Source organism: Anaerotaenia torta (assembly GCF_050433395.1).
GTDB classification, from domain to species: domain Bacteria; phylum Bacillota; class Clostridia; order Lachnospirales; family Lachnospiraceae; genus Mobilitalea; species Mobilitalea torta.
The window spans coordinates 306,261-328,674 of the sequence record NZ_JBNPXH010000005.1 but is presented as its reverse complement, the minus strand read 5'-3'; the positions used below and the strand labels follow the sequence as shown (position 1 = coordinate 328,674).

At 46.8% G+C, this 22,414-nt stretch carries 17 protein-coding genes; 10 read left to right on the top strand and 7 right to left on the bottom strand.

The annotated features are described in order from the left end of the window. Positions 1 to 38: 38 nt before the first annotated feature. Together HNQ56_RS10805 and HNQ56_RS10800 are read right to left on the bottom strand one after the other, a co-directional pair. Entirely contained in the window at positions 39 to 2,288 is a 2,250-nt protein-coding gene (locus tag HNQ56_RS10805) for a DNA gyrase/topoisomerase IV subunit A (RefSeq protein ID WP_429145593.1), read from the bottom strand. Between the two features lie 81 nt (positions 2,289 to 2,369). After that, on the bottom strand, positions 2,370 to 4,301 hold the full coding sequence (locus tag HNQ56_RS10800) for a DNA gyrase/topoisomerase IV subunit B (protein ID WP_429145654.1): 1,932 nt from the start codon (positions 4,299 to 4,301) through the stop codon (positions 2,370 to 2,372). Positions 4,302 to 4,933: 632 nt separating this feature from the next. On the opposite strand from HNQ56_RS10800, the gene HNQ56_RS10795 reads away from it, so the two are divergent. From HNQ56_RS10795 to lysS, 6 genes are all read left to right on the top strand, one after another. Further along, positions 4,934 to 5,929, top strand: a complete 996-nt coding sequence (locus tag HNQ56_RS10795) for an Rpn family recombination-promoting nuclease/putative transposase (RefSeq protein WP_429145591.1) — start codon at positions 4,934 to 4,936, stop codon at positions 5,927 to 5,929. A gap of 28 nt (positions 5,930 to 5,957) precedes the next feature. Then, positions 5,958 to 6,893: a nucleoside hydrolase gene (locus tag HNQ56_RS10790; RefSeq protein ID WP_429145589.1), complete on the top strand. Its 936-nt coding sequence runs from the start codon at positions 5,958 to 5,960 to the stop codon at positions 6,891 to 6,893. A gap of 243 nt (positions 6,894 to 7,136) precedes the next feature. Further along, a complete protein-coding gene (locus HNQ56_RS10785) occupies positions 7,137 to 7,826 on the top strand; it encodes a PHP-associated domain-containing protein (protein WP_429145587.1) in 690 nt (229 codons plus the stop codon). 39 nt (positions 7,827 to 7,865) lie between these two features. After that, positions 7,866 to 9,125 (top strand): diaminopimelate decarboxylase, encoded by a 1,260-nt coding sequence (locus HNQ56_RS10780; RefSeq protein ID WP_429145584.1) that lies wholly within the window; start codon positions 7,866 to 7,868, stop codon positions 9,123 to 9,125. 233 nt (positions 9,126 to 9,358) lie between these two features. Next, the gene (gene greA / locus HNQ56_RS10775; protein ID WP_429145582.1) at positions 9,359 to 9,841 is read left to right on the top strand and encodes a transcription elongation factor GreA; all 483 of its coding nucleotides are present in this window, start codon (positions 9,359 to 9,361) and stop codon (positions 9,839 to 9,841) included. 73 nt (positions 9,842 to 9,914) lie between these two features. Further along, positions 9,915 to 11,402, top strand: a complete 1,488-nt coding sequence (gene lysS, locus HNQ56_RS10770; protein WP_429145579.1) for a lysine--tRNA ligase — start codon at positions 9,915 to 9,917, stop codon at positions 11,400 to 11,402. A 715-nt stretch (positions 11,403 to 12,117) separates the two neighbouring features. On the opposite strand, the gene HNQ56_RS10765 is transcribed toward lysS, so the two are convergent. The 5 genes from HNQ56_RS10765 to HNQ56_RS10745 form a co-directional block, all read right to left on the bottom strand. Continuing rightward, a complete protein-coding gene (locus HNQ56_RS10765) occupies positions 12,118 to 12,264 on the bottom strand; it encodes a hypothetical protein (RefSeq protein ID WP_429145576.1) in 147 nt (48 codons plus the stop codon). Between the two features lie 89 nt (positions 12,265 to 12,353). Further along, entirely contained in the window at positions 12,354 to 12,926 is a 573-nt protein-coding gene (locus HNQ56_RS10760; RefSeq protein ID WP_429145574.1) for a sigma-70 RNA polymerase sigma factor region 4 domain-containing protein, read from the bottom strand. 161 nt (positions 12,927 to 13,087) lie between these two features. After that, on the bottom strand, positions 13,088 to 13,246 hold the full coding sequence (locus tag HNQ56_RS10755) for a hypothetical protein (RefSeq protein ID WP_429145572.1): 159 nt from the start codon (positions 13,244 to 13,246) through the stop codon (positions 13,088 to 13,090). Positions 13,247 to 13,590: 344 nt separating this feature from the next. After that, entirely contained in the window at positions 13,591 to 14,301 is a 711-nt protein-coding gene (locus HNQ56_RS10750) for an ImmA/IrrE family metallo-endopeptidase (protein ID WP_429145569.1), read from the bottom strand. A 16-nt stretch (positions 14,302 to 14,317) separates the two neighbouring features. Continuing rightward, positions 14,318 to 14,710, bottom strand: a complete 393-nt coding sequence (locus HNQ56_RS10745; RefSeq protein WP_429145567.1) for a helix-turn-helix domain-containing protein — start codon at positions 14,708 to 14,710, stop codon at positions 14,318 to 14,320. Between the two features lie 272 nt (positions 14,711 to 14,982). On the opposite strand from HNQ56_RS10745, the gene HNQ56_RS10740 reads away from it, so the two are divergent. Genes HNQ56_RS10740 through HNQ56_RS10725 form a run of 4 tightly spaced genes read left to right on the top strand, consistent with a single transcriptional unit; the run spans position 14,983 to position 22,399 of the window. Continuing rightward, entirely contained in the window at positions 14,983 to 15,189 is a 207-nt protein-coding gene (locus tag HNQ56_RS10740; protein WP_429145564.1) for a helix-turn-helix domain-containing protein, read from the top strand. 14 nt (positions 15,190 to 15,203) lie between these two features. Further along, on the top strand, positions 15,204 to 18,065 hold the full coding sequence (locus HNQ56_RS10735; RefSeq protein WP_429145561.1) for an SNF2-related protein: 2,862 nt from the start codon (positions 15,204 to 15,206) through the stop codon (positions 18,063 to 18,065). A gap of 13 nt (positions 18,066 to 18,078) precedes the next feature. Continuing rightward, on the top strand, positions 18,079 to 19,659 hold the full coding sequence (locus HNQ56_RS10730) for a site-specific DNA-methyltransferase (RefSeq protein WP_429145559.1): 1,581 nt from the start codon (positions 18,079 to 18,081) through the stop codon (positions 19,657 to 19,659). After that, positions 19,652 to 22,399: a DEAD/DEAH box helicase gene (locus HNQ56_RS10725; RefSeq protein WP_429145556.1), complete on the top strand. Its 2,748-nt coding sequence runs from the start codon at positions 19,652 to 19,654 to the stop codon at positions 22,397 to 22,399. The genes HNQ56_RS10730 and HNQ56_RS10725 overlap by 8 nt, the downstream gene beginning before the upstream one ends. Positions 22,400 to 22,414 lie beyond the last annotated feature (15 nt).

Sequence of the window (22,414 nt, the reverse complement as noted above, 5' to 3'; positions counted from 1 at the left end):
AGTATATATACAGTCTTGTCAAGACTTTTCTTTTAAGTTTAATTTAATACGGCTTTTTGTCCCTTGTCTCCGCGTTTTCTCATCCGGACCTTCTTTGCGCTCAGAACTTTATCGTTATACTGGAAGCTTTCTGCGTTCTGGTTCAGAGCGGTAGCATAACATACAAAATCATTTTTCTCAAGGGAGATGGCTTTAACGCCCCGGCTGGCTTTCTTTAATTCGCTGACCTCGGAGAGGGGGAAGCCCAGGGAAAGCCCTTTGTCTGTGAGAAGGATTACCTTCTGACTGCCTTCCAGAATTTCATGGGCGGATAAGAGGCTGACGGCTACAACCTCATCCTGCTCCTCCAGCTTGGTAGAAGCGATCTGCGAACGGTTGGTTTCAAATTCCACACCGGATACCTGCTTGATATATCCGGACCGGGTGATAAACAAAAGCTGGGATTCGAACAGCTGCTCAAAGGAGGCATATAGGATGACATTTTCTTTGTTCAGCTTACACAGGGTATGAATTAGAACACCCTTATCCTTCAGCTTGCACCTTGGAATGGCCTCTGCCTTCACCTGGTACATATTCCCCTCTGCTGTGAATACACAGAGGCGGTCCGTGTTCTTCATCATAATAATATGGGGGAATTCCTTCAGACTATCCTCCGCCGCTCTGGAATAGCTGGCCGTGTCAATGGATTTGCAATAGCCGAAGCGGTCAATTAACACATAGATATCCTCGATCTTAACCTCCTCCACATAGTCGGCGAGGGCGGCATTGGCAAGCATGGTTTTCCGGGGCCGGTGGAACAGCTTCTTATACTCTTTCAGACGATTCTTAATCACTTTATACAGCTCTCTGGTATCCGCCAGTATCTTGCGGTACTCCTCAATGGAACTGCCGAGAGAATCGTTTTCCTCATGAAGCTTCAGAATCTCCAGTCCGATTAATTTACTGAGCTGCATGGAGAGGATGGCATCTGCCTGGCGCTCTGTGAAATCAAGTCGGGAGGCCTCTTTCCGGGAGTCATCGGTTTTGAATTTGATGCCCTCGGTGTTTCCCTCCATGAGACAGGTTCTGGCCTGTTTAATGGAAGAGCTCCCTCTTAAAATCTCTATGATCAGATCAATAATATCCGTAGCCTTAATCAGACCACCCACGATCTCAAGGCGCTTTAAGGCCTTGTCCAGGAGGTATTCATATTCCTTGGTATACAGGGAGACCTGAAAATCTACAAATTCGGCAATCAGGCTTTTCAGGTTGAATACGATGGGCTGCTGGTCCTTTATCGCAAGAAGATTGACGGAATAGGTACCCTCCATGGAGGTTTTTTTATAAAGGCCGTTCAGAAGATTATTAAGATCCCGATCCTTCTTCACCTCGATGACGATCCGGATTCCCTCTTTGGAGGATTCGTCCCGTACATCATAGATTTCTTCAAATATCTTGTCCTTGATTAAGGAGGCCAGCTCCTCCACCAGCTTAGTTTTGTTTCCTGTAATGGTGTAGGGAATCTCCGTAATAATAATATTTTTGCGTCCGTTCTCCCCATTTTCAATCTCTACCTTGGAACGGATACGGATTCTGCCTTCGCCGGTCTCATAAAGGGCAAGGAGATCATTCTGGTTGGTAATGATGCCGCCGGTAGGAAAGTCGGGGGCCGGGATATGATCCATCAGCTTCTGTACCGTAATGTTCGGATTGTCCATATAGGATATAACGCCGTCAATGACTTCATCCGGGTTATGGGGAGGAATGTTGGTAGCCATACCGACGGCAATACCTGTGGTTCCGTTGATCAGAAGATTTGGAACCATGGCAGGGAGAACCGTGGGTTCTTTCTCGCTGTCGTCAAAATTAGGAATGAAGTCGATCAACCCCTTTTCCAGGTGATCCAGCAGGGCCATGGAGCCGGGGGACAGTCTGGCCTCGGTATAACGCATGGCGGCGGCACCGTCTCCGTCGATGGAACCGAAGTTCCCGTGCCCATCTACCAGGGGAAGCATCATAGAAAAGTCCTCGGACATATGTACCAGGGCATCATAAATGGAGCTGTCCCCATGGGGGTGGTATTTACCCATGGTATCACCGACGATACGGGCGCTCTTTCTGTGGGGCTTGGAAGGATCCAGGCCCAGTTCTATCATAGAATAGAGAATGCGTCTTTGCACCGGCTTCAGACCGTCGCGTACGTCCGGCAGAGCCCGGGCAATAATAACGCTCATGGCATAATCACGGAAGCTGTTTTTCATTTCCTCGGAAAAATCCATCTGTATAATTTGATCCATTGTATTCTTCATAAAAAACCTCCATTCTGCCGCAATCTGCGAATTTGGGCGGCAGCACAAATTTGCCGTGTGAAAGTTTTCACACTACCTTCTTTAAACATCCAGCTTGGCATACTTTGCCTCTTCCATAATAAAGGTTCGGCGCGGCGGCACATTGCTGCTCATGAGCAGGGTGGTGATCTCATCCGCTTCTACTGTATCGCTGATGGAGATCTGGGCCAGAGTCCGGGTCTCCGGGTTCAGAGTGGTCTCCCACAGCTGGTGGGCGTCCATTTCTCCCAGACCTTTATATCGTTGAAGGCCGGCAATTTTATGCCCCCCCTGCTTACGGAATTTCTCCAGTTCAAAATCGTTGAACAGATACTCGGAGCGTTTGGTTTTCTTTCCTCTTACCGTGGTCTCATAGTCCACCTTATAGAGCGGCGGGAGACCCCGATAAACCTTTCCTTCCAGGATAAGCTCCGGCATAAAGCGATAGAAAAAGGTCAGCAAAAGAGTACTGATGTGGGAACCATCCACATCGGCATCGGTCAGAATGATGATCTTGTCATAGCGAAGCTTGGAGAGATCGAATTCGTCTCCAATTCCGCAGCCGAAGGTGGCAATCATGGATTTGATCTCATTGTTTACTAATATTTTCTCAAGGGTGGCTTTTTCCACATTCAGGATCTTTCCCCGCAGAGGGAGGACAGCCTGGGTCCTGCGGTTCCTGGCGGTCTTCACCGTACCGCCGGCAGAATCACCCTCCACAATATATAGCTCGCATTCCTCCGGCTTTTTAGAGGAACAGGAGGCCAGCTTGCTCCGGGTATCCACATCGTTTAACTGCTTTAAGACGGCAACTCTCGCCTTGTCACTGGCCCGCCTTGCATTGAAGGATTTCAAAGAGTTCTCCAGAATGCTGCGAAGCACCTCCACATGCTTGTCAAACCAGCGCTGCGCTTCGGAGGAGAAGACATCCTCCACCGCGGCTTTTGCATCCGTGTTGCCCAGCTTTGTCTTGGTCTGCCCCTCAAACTGGGGGTCCGGGTGCTTGATGGAGACAATTGCTACCAAGCCGTTGCGGATATCCTTGCCGTCAAAGTTCTCATCCTTTTCCTTCAAGATGTTCAACTCTCTTGCGTATTGATTCATAACCCGTGTCAGGCCGCTCTTAAAGCCGGTGACCAGTGTGCCCCCGTCAACAACATTGATGCGGTTGCAATAGGCGTTGATCTGTTCCGAGAAGCTGTCCGTATACTGGAGGGCAATCTCCACCTCAATATCCCCGCTCCTTCCCTCCAGGTAAATGGGCTCCTCATGGAGGGGAGTCATTTCCCTGGTAAGATAGGAGACAAAGCTTTTAATACCGAACTCCTCCTGATAGGTCTTAGTCACACCGTTGATCTGGTCTGTGAACTGTATGATCAGATTTTTATTCAAATAGGCGATTTCCTTCAGCTTCTTCTGGATAATATCCGCCTTGAATTCTACAGATTCAAATATGGTATCGTCGGGATAGAAGGTAACCTTTGTACCGGTATCCGACTTATTGCATTTGCCGATTACAGGAAGAAGGCCGTTCTCCAGCTCCGTCACAGGGTGGCCGCCGTTCCCATATTCATCCCGGTAGATCTTGCCATCCCGCCGGACTTCGATGATCATCCTTTTGGAGAGGGCATTGACTACGGAGGCTCCCACGCCGTGAAGACCGCCGGAGACCTTATAGACGGAGCTGCCGAACTTGCCGCCGGCATGAAGAATCGTATAGACTACCCGGACCGTGGGGATATGCTTCGTCGGATGGATATCCACCGGAATCCCCCGCCCGTTGTCACATATCTCAATCCCGCCGTCTTTTAATAAGGTAACGCTGATTTTGGTACAAAAGCCGGCCAGACTCTCATCAATACCATTATCTATAATCTCCCAGATTAAATGATGCAAACCTCTGGAGCCGGTGCTTCCGATATACATACCCGGCCGCTTGCGGACTGCTTCCAGCCCTTCCAAAACAACGATTTGACTGCCGCTATATTGTTCCATGGTTAAAATACCCCTTCTTATTTTGTTTTTGATACAGCAGAGCTTTTGTGCGCCTTGCTCTCCGGCATGCTTCGTTCTTCCGGCATGCTTCGCCTTTCCGGCATGCTCTGCTTCCCGTGGACATTGTATCACAGTTAAATTGAATTTTCCAGAATTTTTAGAAGCCTGGCCATTCATACCTGGTTCCCGGCATACTGTTGTGCGGCTGACGGAAGGCAGTTATAGCGCAAGAAGAGCATATAAATGCTTCAAATACTAAAAAGGTCCCAGACGAACCCGGGTAGGAGATATAAGGGGCAGAAACAGGCGGCGTGGTATTAAGCTTTGTTATAATCACCCATAAAGCAGGGGATATTTCGTGATTATGTCTATGAGAAGTTTCTGGAATTATGGATCCCTCTGTGCTAAAATAAAAACAAGATACATCTTTTCTATTTTAAAATTCTTTCCTGCTAATCATTTCATGGCAGAACAATCCGTCTATTCAAAAAATCTAATAAAATACAGCAGAATGATCTTTTGTCCGTATTGCATCCGTTTCCGGTATTTGCTATACTTTATTTCAGAAGTGTAACAGTGAAGCAATGGCTGTACTACCGCAGAATCCTTCTATTACAAAGGGGACAGGTATTATGAAGTATGAAGAAGCAGTAATTGACAGTTGTATAATCCGAAATGACAGCGCTCTGATGCATTATAATTATAGCATCCGGATGAATGGAAACATGCTGAGGGAAGAAAGCAGGGGGTATCGTCTGAATCCCCTTAATGATTATCTCTTTAAGCAATACATGGGTACAGAAGGGTGCAAGATCTGCCTGCTTTCGTTCCTGCGGGCCGTGCTGAAAGAAGAGATTGAGGACGCAGAGATAATAGAAAATCTGGAGCTGCCCAAAGAAAACCCGGACGGAAAGTTCTCCAGGCTGGATATAAGGGCGAAGCTGCCGGACGGAACACAGATCAATATTGAAGTTCAGCTGTTAGATGAACACAATATGGTCAAGCGAAGCCAGTATTATAACGGAAGGCTGTATGTATCCGGGATAACGAAAGGTGAGGATTATAGTAAGCTGGGCAGGGTGATATCCATTAATATTATGAACTTCAATTACCTGGATTGCCCCGAATTCCATACCAGTTCCCGCTTCCGGCTGGACCAGCACCCGGAGAAGATTCTCAGCAATGACCAGGAACTTCATTTCTTGGAACTTAAGAAATTTTACCAGAATGCAGACTATGACATCAACAATCCGCTGCATCGTTGGTTGATGTTTTTTAACCGAAACCTTAGGAATGATCAATTGAAGGAGTTGATTCAAATGGATGGAGCAATCAGGCTGGCAGAAGAGAAGAGCCGGCAGGTCGCGGCGAGCGAGAAGGAGATGCGCTTGTATGAAGCCATGGAAGATGCCAGGAGAAACAGGATAAGCGCGCAGAACTATTTTGAGGCAATTGGAGAGCAGAGAGGAGAAACGAAAGGCATAACGATAGGAGCTAAAATAGAAGCAGCTAAGTTTGCACAATTAGTCAAATATCTTCTGGCAGATAGCAGAATGGAAGAACTGGAACGGATTACGGAAGATGAGGAGCTTCGTGAGCAGTTATACAGAGAGTACGGGATATCATAGCAGGGCAGGATTTATTAGGAGGAAAGATATGATTTATCAGGATTATAAGTTTACAGTACCAGAAGAAAAGATGATTCGCCTGATCACCAATACTGATGCGAAGAATGAAGGGGATGATCAATTTGCCATAGTACATGCCCTGCTTTCTCCAAAGTTTGACCATGTGGGGATGATTGCCGCCCATTACGGTATCGGAAGAGATGAGGACAGCATGGAGAAAAGCTACCAGGAAATACAGCTTATTCTGGGGAAGATGGGAATGAAGGATCAGGTGCCGGTTTATAAGGGAGCTTCGGTACCCATGGAAGACAGGAATACTCCGGTTGTTTCCGAAGGTGCCCGCCTGATTATTGAGGAGGCCATGAAGGAGGATGACAGACCGCTGTATGTGATTTTTCTGGGGCCGCTGACCGATATGGCCAGCGCCTATTTAATGAGGCCCGAGATTGCAGGAAGACTGACTGTGATCTGGATCGGAGGGGGCCGGTATCCTGCAGGCGGGCCGGAGTTCAACCTGGGCAACGATATTCATGCCGCCAATGTGGTGTTTTCCTCCCCCATTCCGGTATGGCAGGTTCCTAAAAATGTATATGAGATGATTCCCGTGAGCATGGCGGAGCTGGAGTACCGGGTGGAACCCTGTGGAGAGATCGGCAAATATCTTTTTGAACAGCTGGCGGAACATAGTCTGGAGCCAATTCCGAGGAAGAGTGCATTTCGCACGGGAGAGGTCTGGGTACTTGGAGACAATCCGGCGGTAGGATTATTGCTGTATGAGCACAGGTTTTGCTTTGACTGGGTGGAAGCACCGTTGATTGGAAACAGCTCGGAGTATATTCATACCGGATTAAACAGGCCGATCCGGGTATATAACAGTATTGATCCGAGATTAATTATGGAGGATTTTTATAGCAAATTAGCCTTATTTCATAAAAAACACCCCGGGGCTCCATTGGTGATATAGGTATATTTCTAAAGCCTGATCTGAATAAAACGGCAGGAAAGATTGCCGAATAAAAAAAAATGATTGAAAAAAACGTAGAATGATGTATAATAGGAATAATTATTATATGACATTACCCCCCGTCGAAGTTATGTGACGGGGGGAATTTCTTCGATAGTCGAGACTTGATTGAAATAGTAAAAATATCACATATTAATACAGCGGTATAAATATGCATTTATCTTTAGAAAGCCGAGGATGTCTATGAGCCTGTTTTTATATGAAACGCATCTGCACACCTCTGAGGCCAGTGCCTGCGCTGTTTTTAGCGGTGCACAGCAGGCAGAGTATTATAAGAAGGCCGGTTACAGCGGGATTGTTGTGACAGACCATTTTTTTAACGGCAACAGTTGTATACCCCGGGGGCTGCCTTGGGAAGAGCGGGTGGACCGGCTCTGCCGGGGATATGAGGAGGCGAAAAAGGTTGGAGACCGGATTGGCTTATCCGTATTCTTAGGTTGGGAAGCTAATTTCGATGGGACAGAATTTCTTGTCTATGGACTGGACAGGGAGTGGCTGATCAGCCATCCGGATATACTGTCCTGGTCGGTAGAGCAGCAATATAAGCAGGTACATGAAGCAGGCGGATATATTGTTCATGCCCATCCCTTCCGCCAGAGGGATTATATCAGGGAAATACGTCTGTATCCGGATTGTGTGGACGCGGTGGAAGGAATCAATGTGGGGAACCGCAATGATGGGTTTGACCGGAAGGCCACTGACTATGCCGGGAAACATAAGCTTCCGGTTACGGCAGGAACAGATGCCCATGGGATGGAGACTCTCCGCAGCGGGATTGCTTTTCGGAGGAAGGCGGAGAGTATCAGGGATTTTATTGATATGATTAAGGCTGGTAAACATGAGTTGATTCAACCTCATACCCCAGGTGTGTAAGAAACAAATAGTCCATGAGGACAGGAATAGGAGGTTTTTATGAAGAGACCCTTTGTGAGTTTAGAACAGTTGAAGGAAATTACCAAAACATATCCAACCCCCTTTCATATTTATGATGAAGAGGGAATTCGGGAGAATGCCAGAAGGCTTTATCAGGCATTTGCCTGGAATAAGGGGTTTAAGGAGTATTTCGCCGTAAAAGCCACACCCAATCCCTATATTATCAAGATATTAAAAGAAGAGGGCTGCGGCGTGGACTGTTCCTCCCTTACGGAGCTGATGATAGCCGAGGCTCTTGATTTTGCGGGAGATGAGATTATGTTTTCCTCCAATGCCACACCGGCGGAGGAGTTTGTGAAAGCGGCGCAGTTGAAGGCAGTCATCAATCTGGATGATTATACGCATATTGATTTTCTGGAGAAAACGGTTGGGATACCGGAAACGATCTGCTGCAGATATAATCCCGGAGGTGTGTTTGTCACCGCCAACGGAATTATGGATAATCCCGAAGAAGCCAAATACGGCTTTACTAAAGAACAGTTGATTGACGGTTTTCGCAGACTGAAGGAGAAGGGCGTGAAGAATTTCGGAATTCATTCTTTTCTTGCCAGCAATACGGCGACAAGTGAATATTATCCGACCCTGGCGGGTATCTTATTTCAGCTGGCAGTGGAGCTGAAGGAGCTTACCGGCGCGGATGTCAAATTTATCAATCTTTCCGGCGGAATTGGGATCCCGTATCAGCCCGATGCCAAAGCCAATGATATTATGGAGATCGGCGAAGGTGTCCGTAAGGTATTTGAGGAAATTCTGGTTCCCGCGGGAATGGGGGATGTGGCAATCTACACCGAGCTGGGCCGTTATATGCTGGCGCCCTATGGGCATCTGGTGGCAACGGCGATTCATGAGAAGCATATTTATAAGGAATACATCGGCCTTGATGCCTGTGCGGTCAATCTCATGCGCCCGGCAATGTACGGTGCGTACCACCACATCACCGTGGCAGGGAAGGAGGATGCGCCTCATGATCATAAATATGATGTGACCGGCTCCCTCTGTGAGAATAACGATAAATTTGCTGTTGACCGTATGCTCCCCCGGATTGAGCTCGGGGATTATATTGTAATCCATGATACGGGTGCCCATGGCTTTGCAATGGGCTACAACTATAACGGAAAATTGAGATCGGCGGAGCTTCTGTTAAGGGAGGATAAATCGGTTCAATTGATTCGCAGAGCCGAGACGCCGAAAGATTATTTCGCAACTTTCGATTTTTGTGACCTATTTAATTATTCGTAAATCAAAAGAATATTTTCGCTATAGTGAAGATATGATATAAGGAAAGCGTAGGTAAGCAGTGTGAGAAGAGCGTTCACACGGTGAGAAGAGCATTCACACGGTGAGAAGAGCGTTCACACCAATAAAAGAAGTGAGAAAAGCGGTAAAAGTTACACGGTTGACAACGTACCGGTGATGGGATATAATACGTTGAATGTATGGTAGTATACAAGCAATATGGAGGAAGGGTGTTTATGGTAGAAAAGAAGAACATATTGACTTATGAGGGATTACGACAATTGGAAGAAGAGCTTCACGACTTAAAGGTAAACCAGAGAAAGCTGGTAGCTCAGAAAATCAAGGAAGCCAGAGAGCAGGGGGATCTTTCTGAGAATGCGGAGTATGATGCGGCCAAGGATGAACAGAGGGACATTGAAGCAAGAATTGAGGAGATTGACAAGATTCTCAAGAATGCTGAGGTTGTCGTAGAAGATGAAGTGGATGTCAACGTAATTAATATAGGCTGTAAAGTTAAAATCCTGGACATGGAGTATGACGAGGAGTTGGAATATAAGCTGGTAGGCTCAACAGAGGCCAATAGCTTAAGAGGCAAGATTTCCAATGAATCTCCCTTGGGAAAAGCCCTGATCGGCGCCAAGGTCGGCGATGTTGTAAGCGTTGAGGCCCATGCCGGAATCATGCAGTATAAGATTTTGAAGATTGACAGGTCAAATTAATCAGATGGAACAGGCAGGCCGTACCGGAAGATAAAAGATTGGAGTACGTTTGCCGGGATAAGAGGTGAGATTCATGGCAGAGGAAAGAAACCAGGCGGAGCAGGATATTAATGAGCTGCTGAAGGTAAAGAGAGCAAAGCTGGCAGAGCTTCAGGAGAACGGCAGGGATCCTTTTCAAATTATGAAGTATGAGGTGACGAACCACTCCGGGGAGATTATCTGTGATTTTGAAGGTTTTGAAGGAAAATGTGTATCCATCGCAGGGCGTATGATGTCCAAGCGTGTTATGGGCAAGGCATCCTTCTGCAATATCCGGGATATTCAGGGTGATATTCAGGCTTATGTAAAAAGGGATGACATCGGCGAAGAGCCTTATAAGGAATTTAAAAAATACGATATTGGTGATATTGTCGGAATTGAGGGTGAGGTATTTAAGACTCATACAGGAGAGGTATCCATCAAGGTGCAGAAAATTGTTCTTCTGACCAAGAGTCTGCAGATTCTGCCGGAGAAGTTCCATGGCCTGAAGGACACGGATACCAGATATCGTCAGAGATACGTGGATCTGATTGTAAATCCTGAAGTGCGGGACACCTTTATCAAGAGGTCCAACATTATCCGGGAGATCCGCAATTATCTGGACGGCAAGGATTTTATCGAGGTGGAGACGCCGGTGCTGGTACCCAATGCCGGCGGAGCGGCTGCCAAGCCTTTTAATACGCATCACAATGCATTGGACGAGGACCTGCATCTTCGCATTTCTTTGGAGTTGTATTTGAAGCGACTCATTGTAGGCGGCCTGGAGAGGGTATATGAGATCGGCAGAGTATTTCGTAATGAGGGACTGTCAGTGAGACACAATCCTGAATTCACCCTGCTGGAGCTTTATCAGGCATATACGGACTATTACGGAATGATGGATCTGGTGGAGGAACTGTTCCGTACCGTAGCACAGAAGGTGCTGGGTACTACGGCTATTTCTTATGACGGAGTGGAGATTGATCTGTCCAAGCCCTTTGAGAGATTGACCATGATAGAAGCGATTAAGAAATACGCGGGTGTGGATTTTGAGCAGATTCCCGATGAGGCGGCCGCGAAGGTTCTTGCAAAAGAACGTCACATCGAATTTGAGGATCGCCATAAGAGGGGTGATATCATTAATTTCTTCTTTGAGGAATATGTGGAGGAGCACCTGGTGCAGCCTACCTTTATTATGGATCACCCGGTGGAGATCTCTCCGCTGGCCAGCAGAAAGCCGGACAACCCGGATTATACCGAGCGATTTGAATTATTCATTACAAAGCGTGAGATGGCCAATGCTTTCTCCGAGCTGAATGATCCTTTGGACCAGAGAGGGCGTTTTGAGGCGCAGGAGGCTTTAAGGGCGGCCGGAGACGAGGAAGCCAACCAGCTGGATGAGGATTTCCTGACGGCGCTGGAATACGGTATGCCTCCGACAGGCGGAATCGGAATCGGAATAGACCGGTTTGTAATGCTTCTGACGGATTCCCTGGCAATCCGGGATGTGCTGTTATTCCCCACTATGAAAACGAGGGATTAAGAAATGCCCGCAAACCCGCATGGTGACTGGGTTTGCTGAAATTGGGAAAAGGTATACTACAACTTTTTTGCAACAAATGAGAAATATCGGATGAAACGATTCGAGCCACTGGTGTACCAGTGGCTCGAATTTGTTTGCAATATCTATTTTGTCGGTTGTATATAGTCTTCAAATAGAACCGACAATCTGTCAGCTTGCTCTGGTTGATGAAGGAAACAGCCTAGTGATGGATAATATGCAGACGCTTGTGCGATTTGCTTGAGAAAACGGTGGTATCATCGAAATAAAAATAGCGGAATGTGGAGGTGTTTCCCATGCTATGCCTTTCAAGCTGTGCAAAGCGGGCATATTTGCCGAACCCTTGCAGGCTATAGCGGTACATCGCGGGATGAAGGGCAGGATTGCAGATAAACTGGCGATTCTGAAAAACTTGTAGGAAGACCAGGAGTTTCATGGTTCATGCATGATGAGAAAAGTATGGCAAACAATTTGCATATGCCAGAGAATCGAATATGAAATGGTGAACGCTATGACAATGCCATTCCGGCAACCGGTGAGCACACAGAAAAGACCAGCTGCTCCTGATGTGGAGGCGAATCCTGCTGTGCAAAATACGGTGAGAAGTCTCCTATGAGCGAGTAGAAAAAGCATCGGAAGAGCATCTGCCTGTAAGGAGGTTGTGTCAGGATTTGCTGCCGTAGATTGTCTGGGTGAATTAGGTCTCTTCGCCCGTTTCCTGTTCCAACAGGCGCAGTTTCTTTGCGAGCCGCTTGCTGACAACCGATATCGCCGTAAGGATACCGATGATTTCCTCGGCGGTGTCGTCGTCAGGCGGTTTCTGAGTTTGCTGTTTAATTTCCATACGTTTACCTCCGTTTCCGGGGGGGGGCTTCGCCGCCCCTACACCATCAACAGACAGGTGGGGGCGGTTTGCGTACCGGCGGGTGGTGGCTATTCGAAAAAACTATGTAGAGCTTCGTTATCCCGTAAAATTTCAAGGATGCGGTGTTTTCGCTTGTTGACGCTTTTGGGCTCTTTAAGCCCCAGTTCCGGCGCCAACTGCCTTTCGGTCTTGCCGCCCCAGAAGATGGCTTTGATCAGGTCGCTATCCTCTTGGGTCAGGTCGGCGAGGGCGGCGGACAGTATTTCAAATTTGGCCTGCTCTTCCATGAAATCCTCCATGTCGAAGCTGTCGACTGGTTCGAACATGACCTCGTCGCCATCGCCGTCAACGCTGGGCTCGACCGTCCGTCCCGCCCAGCGTTCCTGATACTTAGATTCGCGCCAGACGGAACGCATATTTACGCGGGCGAGTTCGTCGCCCTTGGCCGTGCGGGAAAGCCGGACCACAAGCCCGGACTCTTCATCCACGAACCACCGCTGCGGATAGGGGTTGTCCGATAACTCGGCGCGCGTTACCTTGGTCTGCTGCCCCCCGTCCTCGGAGAGGATGTAGTATTGCATCGGCTCGCCGAACTTGGAGCGATGCGGGATGGGGGTGGGTTTGAAAGATTTTTTACTCATAAAATTGGCTCCTTTGAATTTCAGAGATTTCTGAAATCCGCCGGAGCCGTTGAATCCGCATAAACGAAACAAGACGGCAGGTGAACCCCTTGGTTAGGGATTCCGCACTGCCGTCTTGCGTTCTGGCGGATTTCGGTTATTGATTTTCTGTGGCTTTGCGGTTAAATCGCAGGTTTTACGCGCTCGTGAGTGATGTTTAACGTGCCGTCTGGATTCGCGGTGATTTGAGTTATGCATTCTTTTCTGCGTATCTCGATTACACGCGCATCGGTGCTAACGTCACAAACTCGCTTTTGATCAAGGTTCTTTACTTCGTTCATGTGGTAATCCTCCTTTCTAAAAACAAAAAAGCTGGATGCATCACGATTATCTCGTAACACATCCGGCCATTTGGTCACTCGCTTTCGGTGCCGTTGCTCGGTATGGTTAAACTGCTTTCTTTTTTTGTGTGGAATCTGGATTTCGCTCGATAGACACAACATTGCGACAGTGGATACATTTGATTTTAATAGCTGTGCGCCCTTGCCATTCGAGATCAAAAATTCGTTTATTACAGTTAGGGCATTTGACTGTCTCGTGCATATTAATCCTCCTTTCACGCAACATAGCAAATAAACTAATTTGCGAAGTTTTTTGTTAAAAAAATACACGCTTCAAATGGCAGCTATTCACGCAAATAATAGCCTCGCTCGCTGAGACGAATTTCAACGGACTGCTTGGACACCTGAAAAAAGTCTGCCAAGCTGTTAACTACCGCAGTGTGAATATACCAGTTCCCGTGAGAACTGACTTTACGCGATTTTTCTTCAAAAAACCGATTAGCCGTTTCATCAAACTGTTCAGGTGGCATAAGAATACGTGGCGCGATGCCTCTTGCCTGCCACTCCATCCAGTCCTCATCAGACCAGTTCGCTTTATTAGATTCATCATATTCATTATATACACTACGAATTCTTGCCGACTTTTTAGGGTCGACAACAGAAATGGATATATGATAGTCACGATGTTTATGCCAATGGAAAGCTTCGTGCGCGATTGTGTTGTTCCTACAGCCTTCATTGCGTTTGGCGATGGTATCAGGATCGATAATCATTGTGCCGTACCGGGCTTTTACCATTTTGTATGATCCATCTTCCTTGTCGTAAATCTCGGTCAGTCCGCTAGTGAAACACATTTGGCCGAGAACACTGAAATCCTCGGTTAGTCGTTTTTCAACAACACGCAGACCCATGCGGTGGCGGGCAACATACAGAATCGGCACCGCCACAGGGCGTTGCAAAGCCTCTGGATAATATTTGTCCAGGAACCCCAAAGCTTCTTTATCAAACTCATCCCGACAGATGTGTGGAGCATTTGACGATAGCAGCACAGACATATAATTCCTCCCGGTCTTATGGTTGTTTATCTTGTTTACTGATGTCGTCCAGCACCTTTTTCCAAAAGTCGTCACCAAGATTTTTCTCATTTGCACGGCGCAGAGCTTTTCTGACATGGGGCAATTGTGTGGACATCAAATATTCGGGCAAATCAGGAGCCGCGGTATCCCTTTCCCGTCCTGCGAGATCAAGCATCTCCTCTTTTTCATCAGGGGTAAGTTGTAATACAATTGCGATTTTTTCGAGAATCTGCATCTCTGGCGGATTTCGCCTACCTTTGACGATATCCGAGAGATACGACGCCGTCATTCCCATAGCATCGGCAATGTCTTTCAGTTTGATGTCTTCGCCGCCGATACCACGACCTTTTCTTTTATTATCGATATAGGTGCCAAATTCTCCAGCCATAACTGTTCTCCTCTCCGCTGACGGCAATATTGCCAAACAGCATATCAGCAAATTCGCTGATGTGCGTATTTTAACATGCGTTTATATTTATGTCAAGCTGTTTTTGCTTGTGCACCAGAGAACCAGAGAATCTTAAGTTTTTAATCAAGAGATGACAATATAAATTCAAGACTTCTCAGCATTTACTCTTGTAATAAATTGTCGATTGAGCTATAATAATGAAATATGCTTGTACATTCCAAGAAACCTGAAGGCGAGGGAACCAAAACCAAATGGCTATAAGTTATAAAAAGTTATGGAAGCTTCTAATTGATCGTGACCTTAAAAAGAAAGACCTGCCGTCTTTGGCGGGTATTAGTTCTGCATCGGTTACAAAATTAGGAAAAAACGAAAATGTAAACACTGAAATTCTCGAAAAGATATGCCGAGCATTAGATTGTGACATTTCCGACATTATGGAGATGTCAGAAGACAAATAAAGGAGCTACTTGTTATGCCGTATACAGCACATCAAATTAAGTTTTTTGCCGAACAGCTTATGCTGAAACGTCCGCAGCACTCTATTGACGGGCTTGCTTCTGCCATGTCTGGGGTTAAAGTAGACTTGAACCCCCATCAAGTGGACGCAGCTTTATTTGCGCTGCAGTCACCGTTATCAAATGGAGCCTTGCTTGCTGATGAAGTCGGACTCGGTAAAACGATAGAGGCCGGTCTTGTGCTTGCCCAGTGCTGGTCGGAGCGTAAACGGAAAATCCTCTTGATTGTTACAGCCACCCTTCGCACACAATGGAGAACCGAACTGGATGAGAAATTTTTTATCCGTTCTGAAATACTGGAATCAAAGAATTATAACAAGGCGAAGAAAGAGAACCCGTCTTGCAACCCTTTTCTTGCGCAAGACGCAGTGGTGATTTGTTCATATAACTTCGCATCGGCAAAGATGCGTGATATTTTGTTAATTGACTGGGATTTGGTAATTATGGACGAAGCGCACAAACTCCGCAACGTCTATAAGCGAAACAACGTGATGGGCAATAATTTAAAAACCGCTCTCCGTGGGCGTAAAAAACTACTTCTCACGGCAACCCCGCTACAAAACAACCTGATGGAGCTCTACGGTCTTGTCAGTATTATTGACGAGCAAGTTTTCGGTGACCCTGAAGTATTTCGTGAGGTGTATGTCAACGTATCTAATGTAGAGAACCGTAACAGGAACTTGAAAGGCCGCTTACAGAATTTTTGTAAGCGAACTCTACGCAGGCAAGTGGCTGAGTACGTGCCGTATACAAATCGAACGACTATAACGCAAGAATATACACCAAGCCAGGACGAGGAGCAATTATACACAGACGTGTCTAATTATTTGCAGCGAGAACGGCTTCACGCTTTCCCACAAGGGCAACGCCAACTTCTGATGTTGGTGGCAAGAAAATTGCTTGCATCGTCGTCAATGGCGATTCACGGCACTCTGTCCACCATAATCGACCGCCTGAACCTGAAATTAAGTGATTATCAAGCTCAGTTGAATCTATCAGATCTTGATGATTACGATGGCATCGATGAGCTCATTGACGAGGAATCGAATGGCGACGATAACGGTGCGGTGGACGAAATGGCAGCAGACTATGAGGGCATACGAGCTGAAATTGAAGAATTGAAACAATTTGCCGCTCTTGCCGAAAGAATTACAACCAACGCTAAAGGCGACAACCTTCTGACTGCACTAAATCGCGGATTCGAAAAGAACCAACAACTTGGTGGTGCACGAAAGGCAGTAATATTCACCGAATCAAAGCGGACGCAACAATACCTTATGAACCTGCTTTCCCAAAATGGCTATGATGGACAGATTGTATTTCTGGACGGATCGAACAATGACCCTGTATCCACTCGCGTCTTTAAGGAATGGCGGGATCGGCACAAAGACGATGGTAAAATTTCGGGTTCAACGGCGGCAGATAAAAAGTCGGCGATTGTTGAGGAGTTCCGTGACCGCGCTTCAATTCTCATTGGGACAGAGGCTGCTGCCGAGGGAATTAACCTGCAGTTTTGCAACATTGTAGTCAACTACGACTTGCCGTGGAATCCCCAGCGCATAGAGCAGCGGATTGGCCGTTGTCACCGCTATGGACAAAAAAATGACGTCATAGTAATAAACTTTCTTAATCGTGCTAATGCAGCTGATGAGAGAGTATTTGAATTGCTATCTCAAAAGTTCAGACTCTTTGAGGGCGTATTCGGCTCGTCTGATGAAGTCCTTGGGGCTATTGAAGATGGCGTGGATTTTGAAAAGCGTATCCTAGATATTTACCAGACTTGCCGTCATCCCGATGACATAAAAGCTGCGTTTGACCGTTTGCAGGAAGAACTATCTGAACAGATAAGCGAAAACATGACGAAAGCGCGGCAATCAATCCTTGAAAATTTTGACGAGGACGTATCTGTACATTTGAAACACTGTCACGAGGGGACAAAAACCGAACTTGATAAGTTTTCGCGTTGGCTCTGTAACTTTTTTGTCATGCAAGGCGCAGAACGGGTTGAACCTCTTAACCAGTGGCGCTTTGCGTATATAGAGAACGGCGAACGTAAGACCTATAACCTGCGTTGGCACGACGCGGAGGAGCTTCATGACGAATTTCTTCGCCGTGATGGCGAATTGTGCGGCGATTGGATATTACAAGCAATGGCCGCCGAAACCCCGTCAGTAGCTATACAGTTCACGCATTCCACACTTCCGGCTGCAGACCACATCAGCTTTTTGGACAGCCATCCCGACCTAAAAAGCGGCGTCATCTCCATTGATAAGCTAACACATAAAGGCATTAACAACGAGGAGCATCTGATTATCTCGATAATCACAAATGACGGCACGCCGGTTGATGATAAAATGGTCGAGCGTATTATGGAGCTAGAATCAACCATTGTCGGTGAATGTTCACCGGAAACCGAAGCTTTGAAAAGGCGGCGACAGGAAGGTATTCAACAGCAAAAAGACGACATTGCTGAGCGAAATAAACAATACTTCTTGGAACAGGTCGAAAAATTGGATGCCTACAGTGAAGACCTGAAAGAGGGTCTACAAAAGCAATTGAAAGTTTTGAAAAAGGAAATCGCCGAAAAACGTAAAGATTATCGAACCTCAAAGGATATCTGCCCCCTTGACGAAATGTTAGAAAAATGGTCGGTTATTACTGCCTTAGAAGATAAGCGCAGAAAAATGGAGCGAGAGATATACCTTGAAGAAGATCGGATTACCGCTGAAAACGAAGCACTACAGGAAAATATCCGTGCTCGATTAAACGGTGAAATCGAATCGGAAACGATCATGACATTCTCGTTCGAGATAGTGTAGGAGGACTTTACATATGCAGAAACTTGAACTTACTTGGATTGGCAAAGGTGATGAACCCGCCGTCGAACCACGTATACTGCTTCACAATGCCTCTAAGGATTACGGTGACCCCACCGCCGATAATATGCTCATCCACGGGGATAACTTGCTTGCACTGAAAGCTTTGGAACAGGAATTTGCCGGGCGTGTGAAGTGTATTTATATCGACCCACCATATAACACGGGTAGTGCATTTGAACACTACGACGACAACCTTGAACACTCGACTTGGCTGTCGCTTATGACACCTCGTTTAAGAATACTTTGGAATTTACTCAGCGAGGATGGTAGCATATGGCTCAGTATTGATGATGACGAACAGGCATACCTCAAGGTGCTGTGTGACGAAGTTTTTTCACGATCATCCTATGTTACTGCGATTGTCTGGCAAAAACGAACTTCTCCAGATATGAGAGGCACAATTAGCGATGGGCATGATTATATTCTCGTATATGCAAAGAATCCGGATGCCTTTAAAAAATCGCGCAATAAACTGCCATTGAGCGAGGAGCAAGCGAGTAATTATAATAATCCAGACAACGATCCGCGCGGGGCATGGACATCTGCGGATTTTACTGCACAAGGCTATAGACCGAATCAGATGTATTCAATTACAACTCCTGGGGGATCAGTATTTAGCCCTCCTGAAGGAAAGTGCTGGAAAAACATCGAGTCTGTCTACCTAGAACAATTGGCACAAGGGCGGTTCTGGTTTGGCGCTGATGGAAAGGCAATGCCACGTAGAAAGACATATTTGAGCGAACATGAGGGAGTTGTGCCTTGGACTTGGTGGAGTAACAAGGAAGTGGGACATAACCAAGAAGCAAAAAAAGAAATATTGGCATTGTTTGGGGCGGCAAATGTTTTCGATACTCCAAAACCAGAGCGCCTAATTCAACGTATTCTGACAATTGCATCAAATCCTGGTGACCTAACCCTTGATAGTTTCCTTGGCTCTGGCACAACAGCCGCTGTTGCCCACAAAATGGGACGACGTTATATCGGTATTGAGTTGGGCGAGCATTGTTATACCCATTGTCTACCGCGCCTGAAAGCGGTAGTGGATGGTGAACAGGGCGGTATATCCAAAGCACAAAACTGGCAAGGTGGTGGCGGTTTCAAATTTTATGAGCTTGCACCTACGCTGATTGTAGCTGACAAGTATGGGCAACCTGTTATAAACAATAAATATAATGCACAAATGCTCGTCGCTGCAATTGCAAAACTAAACGGCTACGATTATGAACCTGACGCCGACGTGTTCTGGAAACAAGGTAAGGGTCAGGATGGCAGTTACATATATGTCACCACCGAATACCTCACTGCGGCGCAGCTTGACAACATCTCCCGCGATCTGCCGGAGTATGAACGGTTACTCGTGTGTGCCCCGGCTTTTGATATTGGCCTTGGCAAACGCTATGAGAATATCAACGTCCGTAAAATTCCGCAATCGGTTCTGGATAAGTGTGAGTATGGTGCAGACAACTACAACTTGAATATAATAAATCCGCCCGAACTGGACGAGGCCGAATGGGAGGACGGAGAAGATGCTTAGAGAACCTTATTCGGCAAAATCGTACTCTTATAACTCAAAATACATTGACAACCGCCTTGCCCTCCGGCTCCCTCAAAAGGAGAGCTTGGAGCGGTTTGCACGGATTGTGGATATACTCTCCCTCTCGAAAACACCAAACCTAGATGAGGAACTTGTTAAAATTCGTGAACTGTTCCCGACTCTCACAAGTTTTGAGCGGGATTTTCCGTCTGTGTGTTTTGCTCTTGCCACGGGCATAGGCAAAACTCGACTGATGGGCGCGATGATTGCCTATCTGCACTATGAGAAAGGTATTAACAATTTCTTCGTAATGGCACCCAACCTCACGATTTATAAAAAGCTCAAAAACGACCTTGGCAACCCAAACAATGAAAAGTATGTGTTTCGTGGATTGGATAAATTCGTAAATGCGCCGCGCATCATTGACGGTGACAATTACGAGGAGTTCCGTCAGACATCGATGTTTGATAGCGGTGTTACCATCAACGTTTTTAATATCAGCAAGCTGAACTCCGAAAGCGGCCGTATGCGCCGCTTGCAGGAGGTTCTTGGGCAGTCCTATTTCTCGTACTTACAATCATTGCCGGATCTCTGCATCTTTATGGACGAAAGCCACCACTACCACGCCGACAGAGGGTTTGACACTATTAACGAGCTCCAGCCCGTTCTTGGTGTGGAACTTACGGCCACGCCCCAAATTCAAAAGGGTGCACGGAAGATCGATTTCAAAAATGTGGTATATGAGTATTCCCTTGCTCACGCGCTGAACGACGGCTTATATGTCAAAGTACCCGCAGTATTTACCCGGCGGGACTTTCACCCCGAGGAGTACACCCCACAGCAACTTGATCGTGAGAAACTCAACGACGGCATACGTCTGCACGAGGAAACCAAAAGTAGACTGGATGTGTACGCACGCGCCCATGGAAAGCCCATCGTCAAACCTTTTGTGCTTGTGGTTGCCAAAGACACGAATCACTCTCGTGAGATACGTGAATATCTCACATCAGATGCTTTCTTTCGAGGCTATTACAAAGATAAGGTGTTGGAAATCAACTCGGCACAGCGTGGTGCGGAAAAAGACGAAAACATAGAATTATTGCTGTCGCTGGAACTGACCACTAATGTAATTGAGATCGTCATTCATGTCAATATGCTTAAAGAGGGATGGGATGTAACGAACCTTTATACCATCATCCCACTACGCGCTTCGGCATCTGAAACACTTACTGAACAGACCATTGGACGCGGCTTGCGGCTGCCATATGGTCAGAGGGCTGGCGTAGATGAGGTCGACAGGCTTTCAATCGTTAGCCATGACCGCTATCAGGCGATTGTAGACTTAGCCCGTGACCCTAACTCTCTTGTACGAAAAGTTTACTACATTGAGGAACAGGAAATTCCCGAAAACGACGAAGGGCGCGAAACAGTGCCTCTACCGACAGTCTATGACGCATTGACTTCCGGTGAGAGTTTTACACAGCAGTTGGCGTTCACACTGCGCGAAACGGCAACCGCTGAATACAAAGCCAATAAAACACCCGATCAGACAATGCTCATCGCAAGTGTCGTCCAAGGCATAGCGGCCAGAACAGTAGTCGAGATTAACAGACAGGTTCACAATATCAACGCAATTAACGACGAACATATGCGCAAACTGGTTCACAGCAGTATTGTCTCGCAAGCCATGCAACAACTTCCTGAACTCGGCTTAAAAAAGGAAGATTTGGCGGCAGTTGTTGAGGTCGCTATCGAAACATGCGCTCAAGCACTCACAGAAAACGTCATTCCTATTCCGCAGTCAGTTATTCAGCCCCACACCGAGGTCAAGCGTGGATTTTATGACTTTACGCTTGATACTCGCAATATGAACTGGCATCCGTCAGACGACACGCTCCTCGGTACGGAGTTGCAGGACGGCGGCGAAACCTTTACGTTGGAAACGGGGACGGTTGCCTTTTCAAAAGTCGACACAGTAGAAAATGAGATTGTCCGGCATATCATTGTCCACGATAACGTCGACTACGCAACTTGCTCTGATCTTATTTATTCGCTTATCGCGGACGCCAAGCGGCACTTTTTGTCGTACTTGAATGATGGCGAAACGGAAAAAGTCATGCGTGACCGCCAGCGTACCATTGCAGAAATTATCTATGTGCAGATGAATGAGCATTTTTATAAAGAGGAAGTTAGTTATAAGGCGGCAAATATGCGCCCGTTCACGCGTATTGAGCCAAGTTTCGGTGGGAAATTCAAGACGGATGAGATATACGACCTGCGAGCGCCGATGGTGGCTTCAGATGTAAAGTCCAAGATATTTAGCGGATTCAGAAAGGCCGGGCATACACTGTACAAGTTTGACAGTGACACGGAGCGTACCTTTGCCGTGGTACTCGAAAATGACAAGGCCGTATTACGGTGGCTGCGTCCCGCACCGCGCCAGTTCAATATTTACTGGGGACAAGGCGGTGCAAACCGCTATGAGCCAGATTTTATCGTCGAGACCGCCGACACAATTTATATGTGTGAGCCGAAAGCAAGCAACAAGATGCGAGACGCGGACGTTCTCGAAAAGCAGGAAGCGGCAGAAGAATATTGCCGTGCTGCAAGCGAATTTAACGCCGAAAACGGCGGTAAACCATGGAAGTATGTTCTTGTTTCTCATGAGGAAATCCGACCGCAGTCAAGTTTTACTTATCTCGCAAAACAAGCTTTGCACGAACAGTTAACGATAGAATAAACGCTTCTAAGGAGG